Below are 18,189 nucleotides of genomic sequence, written 5' to 3'. Positions count from 1 at the left end.
CTGTTCAGCGCTGTGGGATTGTTCAATGATTTTTTGACCTTTCAAAGCGTCAGTGCCTTTGCCCAGGACATCTTCTCCAAAGAAGCTTTTCATCTTTTCTATATTTTACGGAATCACACCGCGATGATGGTTGTTTTGCAGGCCATCCTTTATCTGATTCCGATGTACTGTATGTGGGCGCAGTTTAAATACATGCGTTTAGAAAATACGTATAAAGCACGCAACATTGGTTTTTTTATGGTGAAGATCCTATTTATCTGCGCATTGATCGTATTGATCAATTATGGCGGCATCGAAGTCCTGAACTGGGCTTATTATATCAATTATACGGAGGTTTAATATGATTAAGGAAAGATTGACAAAATTACGTAAAGGAATGGATACCAAAGGGGTGCAGGCGTATATCATCCCGACCAGTGATTTTCATGATACCGAATATGTATGCGATTATTTCGCATGCCGAAAATACATGTCCGGATTTACCGGCAGTGCCGGAACGCTGGTTGTCTTAAAAGACAAAGCGGGTCTTTGGACCGATGGACGTTATTTTATCCAGGCGGCCAGTCAGTTAAAAGATACAGGAATTACGCTGATGAAAATGGGGCAGCCAGAAACCCCAACGATTGAAGAATATATCCTTTCGCATCTCAATGAAAACGATAAAGTCGGTTTTGATGGACGGGTCATCAACTATAACGATTTCAAAAAATATCGATCTGTTTTTTCAAAAAAATCGATTGCGATCGATAACCAGCTCGATCTGGTCAGTGAGATCTGGGAAGATCGTCCAGCTCTTCCGGCAACTTTGACGTTTCCTTACGATACAAAATATGCCGGTAAGACAATCGAAGAAAAATTAAACGAAGTTCGCACTGAAATGAAAAAACTGACGGCTTCTTCGTTTGTAATCACCAAGATCGATGAGATCGCATGGCTATTCAATATACGGGCACATGACATCCCGCATTTTCCAGCCGCTTTAACCTATGCGACAATCGAACAGGAACAGGCCACATTGTATATCAATGCTTCTCGATTGGATGAGACGTCGAAAAAACGGTTTGAACAGAATCATATCCAGGTCAAAGGATATGATCGGATCTATGAGGAAGTTTCTCATTTAGAAGCTCCGATACTGATCGATCCGTCGTTTGTCAATTGTTCGCTTGCCCTCAAGATCCAGGATCGCTGCCTGGAAGCAAACGATCCGATTGTCTTATTGAAGGCAAAGAAAAATCCAACGGAGATCGAGAACACCAAATGGGCTCACATCAAAGACGGTGTCGCCTGTACAAAATTTATGTACTGGCTTAAAACGCATGTTGGAAAAGAGACGATCACCGAGTGCAGTGCCCAGGAATACCTTCAAAGTTTAAGAGCCAGTCAGGAGAATTATCTGGAAGACAGTTTCAGTACGATCTGCGCCTATAAGGAACACGCTGCGATGATGCATTACAGTGCTACCCGTCAAAGCGATGTCGAATTAAAACCGGAAGGGATGCTTCTGGTAGACAGTGGAGGCCAGTATCTGGAAGGAACGACGGATATTACACGTACTTTTGTATTGGGCCCAATCACAAAAGAAGAAAAAACATGGTTTACTTTGGCGTTAAGAAGTCATATTCGCCTGGCCAAAGCGAATTTTCTCTATGGATGCCGAGGCTTGAATCTTGATATTCTGGCTCGCGGACCTCTATGGGATCAGGCCATGGATTATCAATGCGGAACAGGTCATGGTGTCGGACACTTGTCCAATGTTCACGAAGCGCCCAATGGGTTCCGCTGGCGCATCGTGCCGGAGCGCAATGATTCATGTGTCTTGGAAGAAGGCATGATCCAAAGCGATGAACCGGGTGTTTATGAAGAAGGAAAATTTGGCATCCGTCATGAAAACGAGCTGGTTGTTCAAAAGGGAGTACAGAACTTCTATGGTCAGTTTATGCATTTTGAACCGCTGACCTTTGTTCCTTTTGACAAGGAGGGAATCGATCCTTCGCTTATGACAAAGGACGAGATCGCTTACTTGAATGAATATCATCAACAGGTTTTTGAGAAAATCAGTCCGTATCTGAATGAAGAAGAAAAAGTCTGGCTCAAAGAGGTTACTTTGCCTTTATGAAAGAAAGGCGAATCGAAATGACATGCCCGCATTGTGGGCATGTTTTTCAAATCAAAAGAGATACTCTGGCGATTGCCGGGATCAGTGAAAATATAGAAAAAGCCCTGGCAAAGAAAACATATTTTCTTCATCAGTGTTCAAAATGCCACGGCATGTTTGAAATGGTGTATCCCTTTATGTTTTATGAGCCAAAGAAACATACGATCCTGTTTTTAGGAAAGAAAGAATGGCTGTCCAATCTGAAAGATGAAATTGTGATTTGCCACAGTAAACCGGAACAGTTTTTGTTTTCGTATCAGGTTTTGTCCAAAGGGCTGAATCTGGCCTATGTGCTAAAGAAGAAAAAAATATGGGAAAACAAATGGAACGCCCGAATCGAGTTTGAAAGCTATGATCAAGAACATCATTGTTTATGGATCCTGGTCAACCAGGAACCCAAGGCCATCTTGTTGTCAAAAGAAGAAGAAATTGAACTGACTTCATAGTATAATAGTGAATAAGAAAAAAGGAGAACCAAAGATGAAAATACTTGTAACAGGGGGTGCTGGCTATATTGGAAGCCACACATGCGTAGAATTGTTGAATGCCGGCTATGACGTGATCGTAGTGGATAATTTATACAATTCCAATGAAAAGGCGATTGAAAGAATCGAAACGATCACAAACAAGAAAGTAAAATTTTATAAAAAGGATATTCTGGACAAAGAGGCGATGAATACGATCTTTGATGAAAACAAGATCGATGCCGTCATTCATTTTGCCGGTCTCAAAGCCGTCGGTGAATCGGTGCAAAAACCGGTAGAATACTATACGGTAAATATTGGAGGAACGCTCAATCTGGTGGATGTGATGCGAAAACATAATGTAAAGAACATCATCTTCTCATCCAGTGCAACCGTTTATGGGGAACCGGCACAGATCCCTATCACAGAAGAATGTCCAAAGGGTACGTGTACCAATCCTTATGGATGGACAAAATGGATGCTGGAACAAATTTTGAGTGATGTTCATACATCCGATTCGGAATGGAACGTGATCTTGCTGCGATATTTCAATCCGATTGGGGCTCATGAAAGCGGATTGATCGGAGAAGATCCAAAGGGAATTCCAAACAATCTTCTTCCATATGTAGCACAGGTAGCCATCGGAAAACTGAAATGTGTTGGTGTTTTTGGAAACGATTATAACACGCCGGATGGAACGGGTGTTCGAGACTATATCCACGTTGTGGATTTGGCCAAGGGACATGTCAAGGCATTGGATAAGATCAACCAGAAGGCCGGGTTGAAAGTATACAACCTGGGAACGGGAAAAGGATACAGTGTTCTGGATGTGATCAAAGCGTTCTCGAAAGCATGCGGACATGACATTCCTTACGAAATCAAACCAAGACGTGCCGGAGATATCGCCGAGTGCTATTCAAAATGCGATCTGGCCAAAGAGGAACTGGGATGGAGCGCGCAGTATGACCTCGATGATATGTGTGCATCTAGCTGGAAGTGGCAAAGTCAGAATCCTAACGGCTATCTCAGTGAGGAATAGATATGAAGATTGGTTTTATAGGCTTTGGCAATATGGCCAGGGCTATTGTTCAGGGATTGATTGAAAAAGGCGGGATATCGCCCGATACGATCCATGTCTGTGCGGCACATTATGAGTTATGCCGGCAAAATGCGGATCGATTGAAAGTTCATGCCTATCCATTGGCACAGGATGTCGTAGAACATGCGGATATGATCGTTTTGGCCGTCAAGCCTTACCAGGTCCAGGAGGTTGTAAAGCCCATCCGGGAACGATTGAAAAAGAAGGTTGTCGTATCCATTGCGGCAGGGTGTTTCTTTGACGATTATGAAAAGATCCTCTGTGAAAACACGCATCATATCTCGGCCATTCCCAATACACCGATTGCGATCGGTCAGGGAATCCTGATCGTGGAAGGCCGGCATTCTTTAAGTGATGAAGAATATCAAGAATTTGTCTCCATCTTTGAGAGAATTGCGTTGATTGAAACCATTGATACAGAACATGTATCGATTGCCACGACGATTGCCGGCTGTGCGCCCGCCTATACAGCCATGTATCTGGAAGCTTTGGGGGATGCCGGCGTTAAACATGGTTTAAAACGGGATCAGGCGTATGCCCTGGCGGCACAAATGATCAAAGGAACCGGGGCGCTCTATATTGAAAATCAAGTGCATCCGGGAATGATGAAGGATGCGGTATGTTCACCAGGCGGCACCACGATCAAAGGGGTTGCGAGTCTGGAGAAAAATGCCTTCCGTGGGATCGTGATCGAGGCCATTGATGAAGTAGAAAAAAAGCTGTAAAGTTGGACTTACAGCTTTTTTTTAGGCTTTCAGGCACTCTTCCAGGATCTGAACGGCGTTGGTCGCAGCGCCTTTTCGAATCTGGTCTCCGCAGCAGAATAAGATCAAAGAATGTTTTGTCGGGTCGCTTGGATCCAAGCGGACACGGCCGACATAGACAAGATCTTGGTTTGAAGTATCCAACGGCATTGGATACTTTTTATTTTGCGGATCATCGACGAACTTGACACCTTTTGCGTTTTTTAAAAGTTCTTTTGCCTTTATGATGTCGATTTCCTTTTCGCATTCAATGGTAATGCTTTCCGAATGAGAACGCAGGATCGGGACGCGGACGCACGTGCAGTTTACACGAAGATTTGGATCGTGCCAGATCTTTCGGCTTTCATTTTGAAGCTTCCATTCTTCCTTGGAGATCCCGTTTTCATCAAAATCGCCAATCTGCGGAATTAGATTGTATGCGATTTGATATGGGAAAGCCTGGGAAGGAATGGATGGATCTTTGACCTGATTTTCCAGATCGCGGATTCCTTGTACTCCGGCACCGGATACAGCCTGATACGTGGAGACGATCATGCGCTGGATCTTGAACTCTTTGTGAAGAGCTTCCAGGGCAACTAAAGCGATAATCGTAGCGCAGTTTGGATTGGCGATGATTCCTTTGTGGGTTTGAATATCCCGGGCATTGATTTCCGGAATGACCAGAGGAACATCGTTATCCAGGCGGTAGGCGCTGGAGTTGTCAATAACGATCGTGTTTTGTTTCTGGGCCCAGGGCATCCACATTTTTGTGATGTCATTTTCTGTAGCGCCTAAGGCATAATCGACGCCTTCAAAACTGGATTCCTTTAGTTCTTCTACCGTAATTTCTTTCCCCTGAAATACAGCTTTTTTACCGGCAGAGCGTTTGGACGCCAAAAGTTTCAGCTGACAGTCGATCTTTCTTTCTTCCAGACACTCTTTCATCTGCTGGCCTACCGCCCCGGTAGCACCAACGATCGCAATGGTTTTCTTATTCATGGAAAGCATCCTCCTTTGTGACAAATTCATGATAGATGGCTTGGATCGTACGGGCAAGATCTTTTCTTGATACCGCTATGGTGATGTTGATTTCGTCACTGCTTTGGGCAATCATGCGAATGTTGATGTTTTTATCTCCCAAAGCCTTGAACAGACGGCCCGCCATACCCGGTGTATCCGACATGTTTTTACCTACGGTCGAAATCAGTGCCAAATCCTCTTCGGTGTGGATCTCATCAGGTTTCAGTTCGTTTTTGATGCGGGCCAGGATCTCATAGAGAGAGTCCTGTACATCGCTTTTATTGATTACGACACTGAAGGAATCAATACCGCTTGGCAAGTGTTCCACACTGACATTGAACATTTCCAGAATCGATAAAACACGGCGGATATATCCGATTTCATTGGACATGTGTTTTTTGTATATATAAATGGAAATAAAGCCCTCCTTGCCGGCAATTCCCGTAATCGGATACGGATTTTTGATCTTGGTCCGTTCCTGAATGATCGTACCCTGGTCCTGCGGGTGATTGGTGTTCAGGATGTGGATAGGGATGTTTGCCTCTTTGACAGGGAAAATGGCTTCTTCATGAAGTACACTGGCTCCCATATACGATAATTCACGCAGCTCGGAATAGGTGATATGCGTGATGGGTTTAGGCTGACTCACGATTTTAGGGTCGGCCATCAAAAAGCCGCTGACATCGGTCCAATTTTCGTATACATCGGCATTCAGACATTTGGCTAAGATCGATCCGGTAATGTCGCCACCGCCCCGGGAGAAGACCTGGATCTGATTGTTGGCAGTGGATCCGTAAAAACCAGGGAATACAAAATGTTCATATTGTGCGCATTTTGCCTGCAGCTTGGCCGCGGTGGCCTGCATATCTACGGATTTATCCAGGTGAAAGCGAATGATGTCTTTGGCATCGACAAAATCATAGCCCAGGTATTCTGCCATCAGCTTGGCACAGAAATATTCTCCCCGGGATACGATCTCGGCCTGGGTATACTGATTTAAATGGGTATAGAATGTATCCAGTTCTTTTTCAATGGGCTGTTTGAGTCCCAGCTCATTTTTGATGTCGACAAACCGTTTGCGGATAAGCTGATATACGTTTCCGGCATCGACATGGTACTGGCGATGGGCATCCAGTAAATATAAAAGATCGGTGATCTTATTGTCCGAAGGATCTTGTTTTCCCGGCGCAGACACAACAACATATTTTCGGGAAGGATCTGCCATTACGATTTCTTTGACTTTTTTGAACTGGGAAGCATTAGCAACGCTGCTTCCTCCAAATTTTGTGATTTTCACCATATCCACCTCAATTACATCCATAAAGCGATCATGGCTTCTTTATCGTGATCCAGGATGGTATCAATGATCGATGCATCTTTTTGTTCAAACCAGTAATAACTTGTGTTTTCATCGATGGCTTGTGTTCGATCGGCCTTTTCCAGTCCTTTTTTACAGCGGACGATCCAGTTTACCTTTAATAAGGATTCATCAACGGTCTTATGGAATTGTAAGTCGATTTTTCTTTCCCGGTTTTCCATGGTATCGATTGCGTTAGCCAGCATTGCCTGTGCCGTGGCCAGCTGTCCAGCCCCTTGTCCAAAGTATCCCAGATAATCAAAGCTGTCCGCAAAGATCAGCTGGGCATTGTAGTTGTCCGGCACATTGGCCAGATAATGACTCTGGCTTAAAAAAGCAGGGGCAATGATACTGGCAAAGTGTCCTTCTTTTTGTTTCGAAATTGACAAATGACGAATGACTTTCTTATGTTCCTTGGCCAGTTCGATATCGCCTGTATTCAGTCTGGTGATTCCGATAGGCTTTCGGATCTTGTCATTTTTTGTGTTATAGGCCAGCATGTTGGTGATGTTGGTCTTATAGTAGACATCGATTCCTTCGATATCGTTGGTTGGATCGGCCTCGGCATATCCCATGGCCTGAGCTTGTTTTAAAGCAACATCGAGTTCCATGCCGTTTTTTTGCATCTGATCCAGGATGTAGTTGGATGTTCCGTTAAAGATCCCCTGATAGCCGCGAATCTCTTCCAGCTTCTGCAACTTCAAGATCGCATCTAAAAAAGGAATGCCTCCGGCTACACTGGCTTCGATCTGAATGGAGCCTCCAGTTTTCTTTGCGATTTCCACATAACGTTCCAAATTGGGAGAAACAGTGGCTTTGTTCGAGGTGATCACATGTTTTCCGTGTTCCAGGGCCAGTGTGATCAGCGTATTTGAAGGTTCGGTTCCGCTTAAACATTCAAAAACGATATCGATATCAACGCGGGTGACCATACCTTTTCCATCGTTGGAAAAATAAGGAAGATCTTCAAGCTCTGGTAAAACGAAGACTTGTTTCAAGTTTAATCCTTCGACATTTCGGCAAAGGATCTCAACACCTTTTCCTACGGTTCCATATCCTAATAAAACTGCGTTCATGACTTCCTCCTTGTTTAATTCAAGAAAACACTTGTTTTTAGAATGTGAACATTGTATCATATGGTATATGGTTTTTCAAGGAGGGTTTATGGAAAAATATTACGTTTCTACACGCGATAAAAATAAAAAAGTTTCGGCCAAACAGGCGATTTTAGAAGGAATTTCCAGTGACGGCGGTCTGTATGTATGGCCTATGTTAGATCAGGTGAAAATCGATTTGCACAAGATCTGTGAACAATCTTATTTAGAAAACGCATGGATGATCTTAAAAGAACTTCTCCATGACTTTAGTGATGAAGAATTAAGAGACTGCATCCAGAAGGCCTATGGTTCTTCATTTTCGGTTCCGGAGATCACTCCGATTCGAAAAGTGGGGGATGTTTATGTGCTGGAGCTTTTTCATGGCCCGACCAGTGCGTTCAAGGATGTTGCCTTGACCCTTTTGCCTCAGCTGATGTCCTGTGCTTTGAAGACAGCCGATTCCAAAGCATTGATTTTGACCGCAACCAGCGGCGATACCGGAAAAGCGGCCCTGGAAGGATTCAAAGACGTAGAAAATATAGGGATCTGTGTTTTTTATCCTGACCAGAAAGTTTCTTTGATCCAGTATCGTCAGATGGCCACCCAGCAGGGAAACAATGTGAAGGTCTATGCGGTGGAAGGAAATTTTGATGATGCCCAGACAAAAGTCAAAGAATTATTTCTCGATAAAGAGCTGGCCGAAAAGAGCCAGAAGGAACATGTTCTTTTGACCAGTGCCAACTCCATCAACATCGGCCGTCTGGTTCCGCAGATCGTATATTATTTTGAAAGTTATAAAACTCTGGTGAACAAAGGAGTGATCCAGTTGGGAGAAAAGATTTCTTTCAGCGTCCCTACAGGAAACTTTGGTGATGTTCTGGCAGGATACTATGCGTATTTGATGGGGCTTCCGGTTGAAAAGTTCTACGTCGCCAGCAATGCCAATCATGTGCTGACCGATTTTTTGACAACTGGTATTTATGACCGCAAACGCGATTTTATCCAGACGATCTCGCCAAGCATGGACATTTTGATCTCGTCCAATCTGGAGCGTTTACTATATTATATGTCCGATAAAGATACAGAATTTGTCAAAGGCTGTATGGAAGACCTTAACACCAAGGGCTCTTATCAGATTCCGGAAGAGATGCTTAAGAAGATCCAGTCTTTGTTTGGATGCGCCTATCTGGATGATGAGAAGACTTGTCAGGTGATCCGGGAAACTTATGAAAATGAAAAGGTGGTATTGGACCCGCATTCTGCCATCGGATATGCCGTGGCTCACAAGGCCAAGGAAAGACCGATCGTATCGCTGGCCACCGCTTCTCCTTATAAGTTCAGCCAGGATGTGCTGCATGCCTTGGATCGTTCTTTTTCGGATGAACTGCAGGCGATGCATACGCTTCATGATCTCTGGTCCGATCCGATTCCGAAAGGATTGGCCCAGTTAGAAGAACTGCCGATTCTTCATAAAGAGGTGATTACGATTGAAGAAATGAAAGAAGTCGTGGAAAAGGCCATGGAGGAACTTGTATGATCGAGGTGCGTGTTCCTGCCACCAGCGCCAACCTGTGTGTCGGCTTTGACAGTCTGGGACTGGCTGTTGACTGGTGGGCAAAATTCTACTTTGAACCCAGCGATTCCTTAACGATCACCGGATGTCCCAAAGAATATGCCAATAAGGAAAATCTTGTGGTCCTTTCTTTTCTGGAAACCTGCCGTCATATTGGAAAAGAACTGCCGGCTTTTCATTTACATATTGAATCCGATATTCCGTTTTCCAGAGGACTGGGCTCTTCCTCGACCTGTGTTGTGGCCGGTATTCTGGCATGCGACGCCTGGTTTGGACAAGGTTTGAATAAAATGGAAATGTTGGAAATCGCAACGAAGATCGAAGGTCATCCTGACAATGTGGCTCCCTGTATCTTTGGCAATGCCGTCTGCAGCTTTATGGAACAGGGGCATCCAAGGATGATGGTGATTCCCTGTGCCGATTATAAGGGACTGGTGATCATACCGGATTATCCGATCCAGACCCAGGAGGCAAGAAAAGTACTGCCGGATATGCTGCCTTTTCAAAGTGCAGTGAATCAGGTGGGAAGAGCTTTGTGCTTTGTACAGGCTTTACAGACGGGCAATGAAATGATCCTTGCCAAGGCTTGTGACGATGTTCTTCATGAACCTTACCGTAAAAAACTGATCAAAGATTATGAAGCCATTCATCAAAAATGTAAGGAACTAAAACTGGCAATGTGGATCTCCGGCAGTGGAAGCACAATGATGGCTGTATCTCTGGATCCTGAAAAATTGAAAGAGCTTCAGCGGTTTGTGGAAACCTCATTGCGTTTGGCTTGTAAAGAAGTTATGATTTCAAAGAAAGGAGCTTGGGTAAACCATGAGTAAATTTTACGTTGTATCCAGTGACATTCTTCCTGAAGTTTTAGAAAAAGTACTGGAAGCCCGAACGCTTTTACAGTCGGGAAAGGTCAAGCGAATCAGCGAAGCCGTCAAGCAGGTCGGGATCTCGCGGGGAACGTATTATAAATATAAGGATGCGGTGTTTGCCTCGCCGCAGGAACAAAACAACCGAAAAGCCGTGATCACCATGACCTTGCGTTCCGAAAAAGGAACGCTTTCAAAAGTTTCTTCCCTGATCTCGGCCAAACAAGTCAATATCCTTGCGATCAATCAGACCATTCCCATCAACGGTATCCATAATGTCAGCTTTACCCTGGATATCAGTGATTTGGATGGGGACATCCAGTCTTTTCTTGATCTGATCGAAGCAATGGCTTTTGTGGATAAGGTGGATCTTGTTGCGATTGAATAAAGTCCTGTCCTTTGTATGGGGATGGATGCTGATCATCGTTTGTGTGGTGGGAAGTGTTCGTACCATGGCCCTGAATCCCGATTTTTATATCCAGCGATATGAAAAAATGGAAATGGCATCATCTCTGGAAGTTTCGGATCAGGATCTCTCTAAGAGCATTACGCGTTTATTAGACTATATTAAAGGAGAGGCCGACGATCTGTCTGTTACGATCACGGTTCAGGGGCAGAAAAAAGAGGCATTTAACGAAAAAGAAAAAAGACATATGGTTGATGTCCGCAATCTTTATCAAAACGCATTTCGCACCGGATGCATTAGTTTTGCCGGCTTGTTGTTGATCCTGTTTTTTCTTTTGGTGACCCAAAGAAAAAAGACCGCCGCCTATCTGAGCCAGGGGCTTTTACGCGCCGGGCTTTGTTTGGGGATCTTGCTGGCGGTATTCGGTTTCTGGATCCTTACCGACTTCAACAGCTTTTGGAACTGGTTTCATACTTTGTTCTTTTCCAATGATCTCTGGCTTTTGGATCCCGCCACGGACTTTATGATCAACATGCTGCCCGAAACGATTTTTTATCAGCTTGTCCTGAGCTGCGTTTTTATGCTCGGTATCTTGCTGGTGCCATGTTTTATAGGAGCTTTGTATTATACAAAGAAGAAAGTGCCTATAGGTTATAATTATGAAAATGATATTAGCTAGTCAGTCACCGCGAAGAAAAGAGATCCTGGAAGAGATGGGATTGTCTTTTGACGTCGTTCCTTCCAATTCCAAAGAGTATTTTGATCCTTGCCTGCCTTTGGAAAAGGCCATCCAGGAAGTCGCGTATCAAAAAGCACACGATGTCTGGCTTCGATATCCGGATCATTGTGTACTGGGAGCCGATACCATCGTCTGTTTTCAGGGAAAGATTTACGGAAAACCTAAAGATCGTCAGGAAGCTTTTTCTTTTTTGAAAACATTCAGTGATCAGTATCAGGAAGTTATGACAGGCATCTGTCTTTTATATAAAGATCAGAAGCTGTGTAAGACCGATATTACGTATGTGAAGTTTCGTAAACTCAGTGACCAGGAAATCCATGCCTATCTGGATACCCACAATGCCTTGGACAAGGCTGGAGCGTATGGGATCCAGGACAGTGATTTTGTCGAAGAGATCCAAGGTTCTCTAACCAATGTTGTGGGACTGGGCAAGGAAAGTGTCAAAGAATTGCTTGAGAAACTGAAATAATTGAGAAAATTTGAATTAACGCTTTACTTTAATGTCTGAATTTGATACTATTTGAAGGCAAAGAAATGGAAAGATAGAAGTACCCCTTCTCACCTGATGTATTTGGTACATAGGTCAAGAGCCAGTTCGTTATGAATTTGTCTTTATTCAATGGGTACTTTATGTGCCCATTTTTTTATAAGAAAAGGTAGGTGTCGAATATCAATAACAGAAAAGTTGCCCCAAACAACGTGAACGATGATCTATTCAATGAAAAGATTCCGTTTAAGGAAGTTCTGGTCATCGATTCAAATGGAGATCAGTTGGGAGTTATGTCAAAAAAAGAAGCGCTGGATATCGCATACAATCAAAATCTTGATTTATTGTGTGTGGCTCCTAAGGCAAGACCAGCGGTTTGTAAGATCTTGGATTATGGACGTTATCACTTTGAACAACAGAAAAAAGCGAAAGAGGCAAAACGTAAACAGCATGTTGTGGAAATCAAGTCTTTGCGTTTATCGCCGATCATTGACGACCATGATTTCAACACAAAACTGAAACACGCTCAAAAGTGGATCTCTGCGGGGATGAAAGTCAAGATTGATATGCGATTCCGTGGACGATTGATCACTCGTCAGGAAGTAGGGAAAGAAATCATGAATGATTTCCTGGAAAAGATGAGCGATATTGCCCTAATAGAGAAAAAGCCTTCTTTGGAAGGAAATACGATGTCAACGGTGTTAGCACCAAAGAAAAAATAAGGAGGATAAAACTATGCCTAAGATGAAGAGCCATAGAGGATTGGCAAAACGTGTTAAGAAAACTGGTTCAGGGAAATTGAAGAGAAGCCATGCTTATACTTCTCACCGTTTCCATGGAAAGACTAAAAAACAGCGTCGTCATTTGGCAAAACCAGGAATGGTTCACGCTACGGACTACAAACGCATCAAGGAAATGTTAGTAAAGTAAAATAGGGAGGAATAAAGTATGGCAAGAGTTAAAGGTGGAACTGTATCACGCGCTAGAAGAAAAAGAGTTTTAAAGCTGGCAAAAGGATACTTTGGTTCAAAACACACATTATATAAAACAGCGAATGAACAGGTAATGCATTCATTCAAGTACGCATACAATGACCGTCGTAAATTAAAGGGTAATATGCGTAAACTGTGGATCGCACGTATCAATGCGGCCGCTCGTATGAATGATTTATCTTACTCACGTTTGATGCATGGATTGAAACTTGCGAACATCCAGATCAACCGTAAGATGCTTTCAGAAATGGCTATCCATGATGAACAGGGATTTGCCAAGATCTGTGAAGAAGCGAAAAGCGCTTTAAAGTAAGCCGTTTGGTGTAATCGTTTGATTACACCTTTTTTTATTTTAAGAGAAAATGAGTTGACACCAGCTAACGGTTAGTTTATACTAACAATGTAGTTAGACAAAACTAACTAAGGAGGTATATTATGAAATATGCATATGCTTCTCGAACAGGGAATGTCGAATCGATCATTTCTCAACTGGGATTGGATGCCCTTTTTATCCAAACGGGTGATGAAGTGATGAATGAACCGTTTATCTTATTTACATATACAGATGGCTTAGGCGATGTTCCTATGGAAGTCGAGACATTTTTAACTCTTAATGGCACGAACCTTAAAGGTGTTATTGTGTCTGGGGATATGGGTTATGGCGATGCTTATTGCCAGGCTGGAGATAAGATTGCCGACGAATATGGCGTGGAATGTCTCTATAAAGTGGAGAATGCCGGCGAGGCCGGTGATATAAAGGCCATTGAAGAAATCTTATCGCATGTCCAGTGAACAAAGAAGTTTTGAAGAATTGATGGCATATCATTGTGCTCCCACCTTAAAAGGGGTCAAGATTGCCAATATGTTTCATGTATCTCGATCGTCGTTTCCCAATGCCTTGGAACTGATGGAGATCTATAACGAAAAGCTGAAAGAAAAGGGCTTGGCTTTTCGGATCCTGCAGGCAGATCAGCCGCGCATTACATTTTATCTTTATTCTTATAAAAAACTGCAAAGAGTTCTCAGTCAACCGGATATCCAATCTTTCTTAAGATTGTTTGGGTATTCCACACATTCTGTATCTGCCTGTTTGGATCATTTAGAAAAACGCATGAAAAATTCTTATTATCCACATGAGATCGGTATCTTCTTAGGATATCCCTATGAAGACGTTCTCGGCTTCATTCAAGATAAACCATGTTGCGGCATCGGAGCCTGGAAAGTCTATGATCCCTCGAAATGGGAACGCACCAAACGTTTGTTTTTACTCTTTGATCGGTTCCGTGACCAATTTGTACAGGCCGTAGAAAAGGGTTTCTTGATTGAACAGCTGATTTGATACAACTCCTTATTTGATCCTATACCAAAAGCCCTGAGGGGCTTTTTTTGAAGAGGAAAGAAACAATGAAAAAAATTGAACAATCCAAAGAAGACTATTTAGAGGCAATCTATGTTTTAGGACAGAAAATCGAAGCGGTGCATAATATCGATATCGCCAGCTTTCTGGGATTTTCCAAATCCAGTGTATCCTCGGCTTTAAAAAAGCTTAGACAGGAAAATCTCATTCAGATCGATGAAAGAAATGTCATTTCATTAACAAAAGAAGGGGAAAAGGTCGCGGTTATGATGGATCAAAGACATCGATTCTTTACAGATATGCTTATCAAAATTGGAGTGGATCCGCAGATTGCCCAGGAAGATGCGTGCCGCATGGAACATGTCATCAGTGAAGAAACGTTTCAGGCGATTTTGGAGGCATTTCAACATCAGAGTTAATTAAGACTAATTAGTCTTGACTTATCATTTTGGTAAGAGTAAACTAACTTTGTAGTTAGAAATGACTAATTAATAGGAGGATTCTATGCCGTTGACTTTTGCTCAATTGAATCAAGAGTATGTGATCGTTCGTATCACAGGACAGGATAAAGTACGTGCCCATTTACGAAATCTTGGGTTCGTGGAAAATGAAAAAGTTTCTGTGATTCAAAGCATTCAGGGAAATTTGATCGTTTCCATCAAAGGGGTTCGCGTCGCTCTTGATAAAAGTCTGGCAAATCGAATCATGATCTAGATAGAGAAAGGAAAGTGAGTATGAAGACACTGAATGAATGCAAGCCTTCACAGACGGTGATTGTTAAAAAGATTACCGGGACAGGGGCTGTTAAACGCCGCATCATGGATATGGGAATCACCAAAGGGGTTGAACTCCATATTCGGAAAGTCGCTCCTCTGGGGGATCCAATCGAATTGAATGTTCGAGGGTATGAACTTACTGTGCGCAAACAGGATGCGCAGATGATCGAAGTCGAATAGAAAGGGGTAGTTTATGGAAATCAAAATCGCATTGGCCGGAAACCCAAACAGTGGGAAAACGACCTTATTTAATCAGTTGACCGGGTCCAGACAGCGTGTTGGAAACTGGCCGGGAGTTACCGTAGAGAAAAAAGAAGGAACCCTGAAAGGGGAAAATCAATGTACGATCCAGGATTTACCGGGAATCTATTCTTTATCTCCTTATTCTTTAGAAGAAGTGGTATCGAGAAATTATCTTGTCAATGAAAAACCGGACGCGATCTTAAACATTGTGGATGGAACTAATATTGAACGAAATCTTTATCTGACCACCCAGCTGTTGGAATTGGGAATTCCGACCGTTGTATGTGTCAATATGATGGATCTGGTCAAACGAAATGGAGATCAGATCGATATTGACAAATTATCGGAAAAGCTGGACTGTCCGGTGGTTTCTATCAGTGCCTTAAAAGGACAGGGAACCAAGGAAGCGGCTCTAAAAGCTATAAAAACAGCACAGGCACATCAAGTTCCAAGAATGGATAAAGTGTATGCGAAAAATGTGGAAGCGGCCCTGGAACAGATTGAAGCCATTCTTTCTTCCTCGGTGGATAATGGCATGCTGCGCTGGTATTCGATCAAGGTTTTTGAACGGGATGAAAGAATCCATGAGATCTTAAAACTTAAAGAAAATGAGAAAAAAGAAATTGAAACTATCATTCAAAAAGTAGAAAATGAAATGGATGACGATTCCGAAAGCATCATTACTTCTCAGCGTTATGATCATATCGGACAGATCGTTCAATATGCGGTGAAAAAGAAAAGTGAAAAACATGCCTTATCTGTTTCTGATAAAATCGATAAGATCGTGACCAATCGAATTCTGGCTTTGCCGATCTTTATTGCGATCATGTATGTTGTTTATACCATTGCGATGGGTTCTACTTCCATTTCCATTGGGACCATGGGCACCGACTGGGCCAACGATGTGCTTTTTGGAGAAATCGTACCGAATTTCTTTGATGGGATCTTGACCAGTCTTCATGTCAATGATGTTCTTTACGGACTGATCATGGATGGAATCTTAGGCGGTGTGGGTGCCGTCTTAGGCTTTGTGCCGCAGATCCTGGTACTGTTTATTCTGTTGTCGGTGATGGAAGACATTGGCTATATGTCCCGTGTTGCCTTTATCATGGACCGTATTTTCCGCCGTTTCGGGTTGAGCGGAAAAAGCTTTATCCCTATGCTTGTTGCGACCGGATGCGGTGTTCCGGGCATCATGGCAAGCCGCACCATTGAACAAGACCGCGATCGTAAGATGACTATTATGACGACTGGCTTTATTCCTTGCGGGGCCAAGATGCCGATTATCGGATTGTTTGCAGGGGCTGTCTTTGGAGGCAGTTCGCTGGTGGCCACCAGTGCTTTCGTGATTGGAATCGCCGCTGTGATCTTGAGTGGGATCATGTTGAAGAAGTTTAAAGCCTTTGCCGGTGAACCAGCCCCATTTGTCATGGAACTTCCCAGTTACCATCTGCCAAGCTTAGGCAATGTCGTAAGAGCAACGTGGGAAAGAGGATGGAGCTTTATCAAAAGAGCCGGATCGATCATTCTATTAAGTTCCATCGTATTGTGGTTCTTACAAGGCTTTGGCTTTACCGATGGACAGTTTGGGATGGTGGCCGACAACAATACCAGCTTGCTGGCGAATATTGGAAATGCTCTTGCCTGGATCTTTGCCCCTCTGGGATGGATCGGAGACATGGCATGGAAAGCGACCGTGGCTACTTTTACCGGTCTGATTGCCAAAGAAGAAGTGGTCAATACGTTTGGTGTTCTTTATAACTTTGCCGAAGTTTCTGAAGAAGGAAACGAGATCTGGACTTTGATTGCCAGAGACTTTACCCCGATTGCCGCTTATAGCTTTATGATCTTCAATCTATTGTGTGCACCATGTTTTGCGGCGATGGGAGCCATTAAACGCGAAATGAACAATCCAAAATGGACCCTGGCGGCCATTGGCTATATGTGCGTATTTGCCTACGTATCCAGTCTTATCGTTTACCAGTTAGGCGGACTGATCTTAGGGGAAGTGACCTTTAGTATCTGGACGATCGTTGCGCTTGCACTTTTGGCCGGTATCCTATATCTTTTATTTAGACCGGGATACAAACCTAAAACAGAGGCCATCGATATCCAGAAAATTTCGATCGCAAAATAAAGGAAAGGAGGATGTCTATGGGAAATATCATTGTGCTTTTGGTGCTTTCTATAGCCATTGCATTGATCCTTCGTTCTCTTTACTTTCAACATAAAAATCACAAGAACTGTACCGGAAATTGTGCATCCTGCCACTCTGGAGGTTGTCATCATGACTGGGAAGGCATCTTAAGGCAGATCAAAACGGATCCGCCAAAATAGATGGAATATAGGCGAACAGAATTCGAATTCTGTCCGCTTTTTGTTTGGATATTTGACGAAAGTCCTATAAAAAGTGTAAGATAGAGTGGAATTGATTTGGGGTGAAAGATATGGCCGAGGAAAACAAGAACCAGAAAAGCGCTCTTGAACAACTCAAGGAGCTCCAGAAGAACGACAATATTTCTTCTTTGGAATTCAATGAACCAGACTTAAAAGGATTTGATGCCGCCAGTGTGTTTGAAATCAAAACACATGTGCAGGAAGAACCAAAACGCAAGATCTTTGGGAAACGTGCCCAGAGACATGCCCAGGTGGAAGTAAAGGCATCTGCCTTTGAAAATGACGATGTTCAGATCGAAGATATCTATGTTTCGCAAAACGCAAAACCACAGCCAATGAAACGTACAAAGAAAACACCGGTGGTAGAAGAAGCGGCTGTAGAACAGAGTCCGGAAATAAAAGAGGAAGAAGT

The 18,189-nt window shown here is 43.2% G+C and carries 24 protein-coding genes; 21 read left to right on the top strand and 3 right to left on the bottom strand.

Translation table 11 applies throughout. The features are described 5' to 3' along the window. The 5 genes from Q0K03_RS04565 to proC all read left to right on the top strand — a co-directional run. Positions 1-339, top strand: a 339-nt coding sequence (locus tag Q0K03_RS04565) for a hypothetical protein (protein ID WP_297238196.1), incomplete at its 5' end; no start/stop codon positions are given. A 1-nt stretch (position 340) separates the two neighbouring features. Then, positions 341-2,119 carry an aminopeptidase P family protein gene (locus tag Q0K03_RS04560; RefSeq protein WP_297238194.1) on the top strand — a complete coding sequence of 593 codons (1,779 nt, stop codon included), beginning with the start codon at positions 341-343 and terminating at the stop codon, positions 2,117-2,119. Next, entirely contained in the window at positions 2,116-2,604 is a 489-nt protein-coding gene (locus Q0K03_RS04555; RefSeq protein ID WP_297238192.1) for a CpXC domain-containing protein, read from the top strand. Before Q0K03_RS04560 ends, Q0K03_RS04555 begins: the two co-directional genes overlap by 4 nt. A 34-nt stretch (positions 2,605-2,638) precedes the next feature. Next, a complete protein-coding gene (gene galE / locus Q0K03_RS04550) occupies positions 2,639-3,661 on the top strand; it encodes a UDP-glucose 4-epimerase GalE (protein ID WP_297238191.1) in 1,023 nt (340 codons plus the stop codon). A gap of 2 nt (positions 3,662-3,663) precedes the next feature. Continuing rightward, complete coding sequence (gene proC / locus Q0K03_RS04545) at positions 3,664-4,446, top strand: pyrroline-5-carboxylate reductase (RefSeq protein WP_297238189.1); 783 nt, start codon at positions 3,664-3,666, stop codon at positions 4,444-4,446. Positions 4,447-4,467: 21 nt separating this feature from the next. Here proC and Q0K03_RS04540 read toward each other — a convergent pair whose 3' ends face one another. From Q0K03_RS04540 to Q0K03_RS04530, 3 genes are read right to left on the bottom strand one after another with little or no spacing between them, the layout of a single operon-like run. Next, positions 4,468-5,463 (bottom strand): aspartate-semialdehyde dehydrogenase, encoded by a 996-nt coding sequence (locus Q0K03_RS04540; protein WP_297238186.1) that lies wholly within the window; start codon positions 5,461-5,463, stop codon positions 4,468-4,470. After that, positions 5,456-6,805 carry an aspartate kinase gene (locus Q0K03_RS04535; protein WP_297238184.1) on the bottom strand — a complete coding sequence of 450 codons (1,350 nt, stop codon included), beginning with the start codon at positions 6,803-6,805 and terminating at the stop codon, positions 5,456-5,458. The genes Q0K03_RS04540 and Q0K03_RS04535 overlap by 8 nt, the downstream gene beginning before the upstream one ends. After that, positions 6,796-7,917, bottom strand: a complete 1,122-nt coding sequence (locus tag Q0K03_RS04530; protein WP_297238182.1) for a homoserine dehydrogenase — start codon at positions 7,915-7,917, stop codon at positions 6,796-6,798. The genes Q0K03_RS04535 and Q0K03_RS04530 overlap by 10 nt, the downstream gene beginning before the upstream one ends. Before the next feature lie 88 nt (positions 7,918-8,005). Between Q0K03_RS04530 and thrC the strand changes: the two genes are divergently transcribed. The 16 genes from thrC to Q0K03_RS04450 form a co-directional block, all read left to right on the top strand. Next, a complete protein-coding gene (gene thrC, locus Q0K03_RS04525; protein ID WP_297238180.1) occupies positions 8,006-9,475 on the top strand; it encodes a threonine synthase in 1,470 nt (489 codons plus the stop codon). Next, positions 9,472-10,341, top strand: a complete 870-nt coding sequence (gene thrB / locus Q0K03_RS04520) for a homoserine kinase (protein ID WP_297238178.1) — start codon at positions 9,472-9,474, stop codon at positions 10,339-10,341. The genes thrC and thrB overlap by 4 nt, the downstream gene beginning before the upstream one ends. Further along, on the top strand, positions 10,334-10,768 hold the full coding sequence (locus Q0K03_RS04515) for an ACT domain-containing protein (RefSeq protein WP_297238176.1): 435 nt from the start codon (positions 10,334-10,336) through the stop codon (positions 10,766-10,768). The genes thrB and Q0K03_RS04515 overlap by 8 nt, the downstream gene beginning before the upstream one ends. Beyond that, the gene (locus Q0K03_RS04510) at positions 10,755-11,465 is read left to right on the top strand and encodes a TIGR01906 family membrane protein (RefSeq protein ID WP_297238174.1); all 711 of its coding nucleotides are present in this window, start codon (positions 10,755-10,757) and stop codon (positions 11,463-11,465) included. Before Q0K03_RS04515 ends, Q0K03_RS04510 begins: the two co-directional genes overlap by 14 nt. Beyond that, complete coding sequence (locus Q0K03_RS04505) at positions 11,446-11,994, top strand: Maf family protein (protein ID WP_297238172.1); 549 nt, start codon at positions 11,446-11,448, stop codon at positions 11,992-11,994. The genes Q0K03_RS04510 and Q0K03_RS04505 overlap by 20 nt, the downstream gene beginning before the upstream one ends. 191 nt (positions 11,995-12,185) lie before the next feature. Beyond that, a complete protein-coding gene (gene infC, locus Q0K03_RS04500) occupies positions 12,186-12,734 on the top strand; it encodes a translation initiation factor IF-3 (RefSeq protein ID WP_297238170.1) in 549 nt (182 codons plus the stop codon). 13 nt (positions 12,735-12,747) lie between these two features. Further along, positions 12,748-12,942, top strand: coding sequence for a 50S ribosomal protein L35 (gene rpmI / locus Q0K03_RS04495; RefSeq protein ID WP_297238168.1), 195 nt, complete (start codon positions 12,748-12,750; stop codon positions 12,940-12,942). Between the two features lie 18 nt (positions 12,943-12,960). After that, a complete protein-coding gene (gene rplT, locus Q0K03_RS04490) occupies positions 12,961-13,317 on the top strand; it encodes a 50S ribosomal protein L20 (protein WP_297238166.1) in 357 nt (118 codons plus the stop codon). A 122-nt stretch (positions 13,318-13,439) separates the two neighbouring features. Continuing rightward, positions 13,440-13,796: a class Ib ribonucleoside-diphosphate reductase assembly flavoprotein NrdI gene (gene nrdI, locus Q0K03_RS04485; protein WP_297238164.1), complete on the top strand. Its 357-nt coding sequence runs from the start codon at positions 13,440-13,442 to the stop codon at positions 13,794-13,796. Next, positions 13,768-14,343: a DUF3793 family protein gene (locus Q0K03_RS04480; RefSeq protein WP_297238162.1), complete on the top strand. Its 576-nt coding sequence runs from the start codon at positions 13,768-13,770 to the stop codon at positions 14,341-14,343. The genes nrdI and Q0K03_RS04480 overlap by 29 nt, the downstream gene beginning before the upstream one ends. 65 nt (positions 14,344-14,408) lie before the next feature. Next, positions 14,409-14,780 (top strand): metal-dependent transcriptional regulator, encoded by a 372-nt coding sequence (locus Q0K03_RS04475; RefSeq protein WP_297238160.1) that lies wholly within the window; start codon positions 14,409-14,411, stop codon positions 14,778-14,780. Positions 14,781-14,865: 85 nt separating this feature from the next. Then, the gene (locus tag Q0K03_RS04470) at positions 14,866-15,075 is read left to right on the top strand and encodes a FeoA family protein (RefSeq protein WP_297238158.1); all 210 of its coding nucleotides are present in this window, start codon (positions 14,866-14,868) and stop codon (positions 15,073-15,075) included. A 20-nt stretch (positions 15,076-15,095) separates the two neighbouring features. Next, positions 15,096-15,317: a ferrous iron transport protein A gene (locus Q0K03_RS04465; protein ID WP_297238156.1), complete on the top strand. Its 222-nt coding sequence runs from the start codon at positions 15,096-15,098 to the stop codon at positions 15,315-15,317. A gap of 13 nt (positions 15,318-15,330) precedes the next feature. Beyond that, on the top strand, positions 15,331-17,517 hold the full coding sequence (feoB, locus tag Q0K03_RS04460; protein WP_297238154.1) for a ferrous iron transport protein B: 2,187 nt from the start codon (positions 15,331-15,333) through the stop codon (positions 17,515-17,517). 17 nt (positions 17,518-17,534) lie between these two features. Next, complete coding sequence (locus Q0K03_RS04455; RefSeq protein ID WP_297238153.1) at positions 17,535-17,717, top strand: FeoB-associated Cys-rich membrane protein; 183 nt, start codon at positions 17,535-17,537, stop codon at positions 17,715-17,717. 110 nt (positions 17,718-17,827) lie between these two features. After that, the coding region (locus tag Q0K03_RS04450) for a hypothetical protein (RefSeq protein WP_297238150.1) at positions 17,828-18,189 on the top strand (362 nt) is incomplete at its 3' end.

The sequence above is a fragment of the uncultured Faecalicoccus sp. genome, from assembly GCF_944327125.1.
GTDB lineage: Bacteria > Bacillota_I > Bacilli_A > Erysipelotrichales > Erysipelotrichaceae > Faecalicoccus.
This window is presented reverse-complemented; position numbering and strand designations above follow the sequence as displayed.

Coding starts and splice junctions, on each gene's coding strand:
- Q0K03_RS04560 (WP_297238194.1), top strand. CDS start 341: ATGATTAAGGAAAGATTGACAAAATTACGTAAAGGAATGGATACCAAA.
- Q0K03_RS04555 (WP_297238192.1), top strand. CDS start 2,116: ATGAAAGAAAGGCGAATCGAAATGACATGCCCGCATTGTGGGCATGTT.
- galE (WP_297238191.1), top strand. CDS start 2,639: ATGAAAATACTTGTAACAGGGGGTGCTGGCTATATTGGAAGCCACACA.
- proC (WP_297238189.1), top strand. CDS start 3,664: ATGAAGATTGGTTTTATAGGCTTTGGCAATATGGCCAGGGCTATTGTT.
- Q0K03_RS04540 (WP_297238186.1), bottom strand. CDS start 5,463: ATGAATAAGAAAACCATTGCGATCGTTGGTGCTACCGGGGCGGTAGGC.
- Q0K03_RS04535 (WP_297238184.1), bottom strand. CDS start 6,805: ATGGATGTAATTGAGGTGGATATGGTGAAAATCACAAAATTTGGAGGA.
- Q0K03_RS04530 (WP_297238182.1), bottom strand. CDS start 7,917: ATGAACGCAGTTTTATTAGGATATGGAACCGTAGGAAAAGGTGTTGAG.
- thrC (WP_297238180.1), top strand. CDS start 8,006: ATGGAAAAATATTACGTTTCTACACGCGATAAAAATAAAAAAGTTTCG.
- thrB (WP_297238178.1), top strand. CDS start 9,472: ATGATCGAGGTGCGTGTTCCTGCCACCAGCGCCAACCTGTGTGTCGGC.
- Q0K03_RS04515 (WP_297238176.1), top strand. CDS start 10,334: ATGAGTAAATTTTACGTTGTATCCAGTGACATTCTTCCTGAAGTTTTA.
- Q0K03_RS04505 (WP_297238172.1), top strand. CDS start 11,446: ATGAAAATGATATTAGCTAGTCAGTCACCGCGAAGAAAAGAGATCCTG.
- rpmI (WP_297238168.1), top strand. CDS start 12,748: ATGCCTAAGATGAAGAGCCATAGAGGATTGGCAAAACGTGTTAAGAAA.
- rplT (WP_297238166.1), top strand. CDS start 12,961: ATGGCAAGAGTTAAAGGTGGAACTGTATCACGCGCTAGAAGAAAAAGA.
- nrdI (WP_297238164.1), top strand. CDS start 13,440: ATGAAATATGCATATGCTTCTCGAACAGGGAATGTCGAATCGATCATT.
- Q0K03_RS04475 (WP_297238160.1), top strand. CDS start 14,409: ATGAAAAAAATTGAACAATCCAAAGAAGACTATTTAGAGGCAATCTAT.
- Q0K03_RS04470 (WP_297238158.1), top strand. CDS start 14,866: ATGCCGTTGACTTTTGCTCAATTGAATCAAGAGTATGTGATCGTTCGT.
- Q0K03_RS04465 (WP_297238156.1), top strand. CDS start 15,096: ATGAAGACACTGAATGAATGCAAGCCTTCACAGACGGTGATTGTTAAA.
- feoB (WP_297238154.1), top strand. CDS start 15,331: ATGGAAATCAAAATCGCATTGGCCGGAAACCCAAACAGTGGGAAAACG.
- Q0K03_RS04455 (WP_297238153.1), top strand. CDS start 17,535: ATGGGAAATATCATTGTGCTTTTGGTGCTTTCTATAGCCATTGCATTG.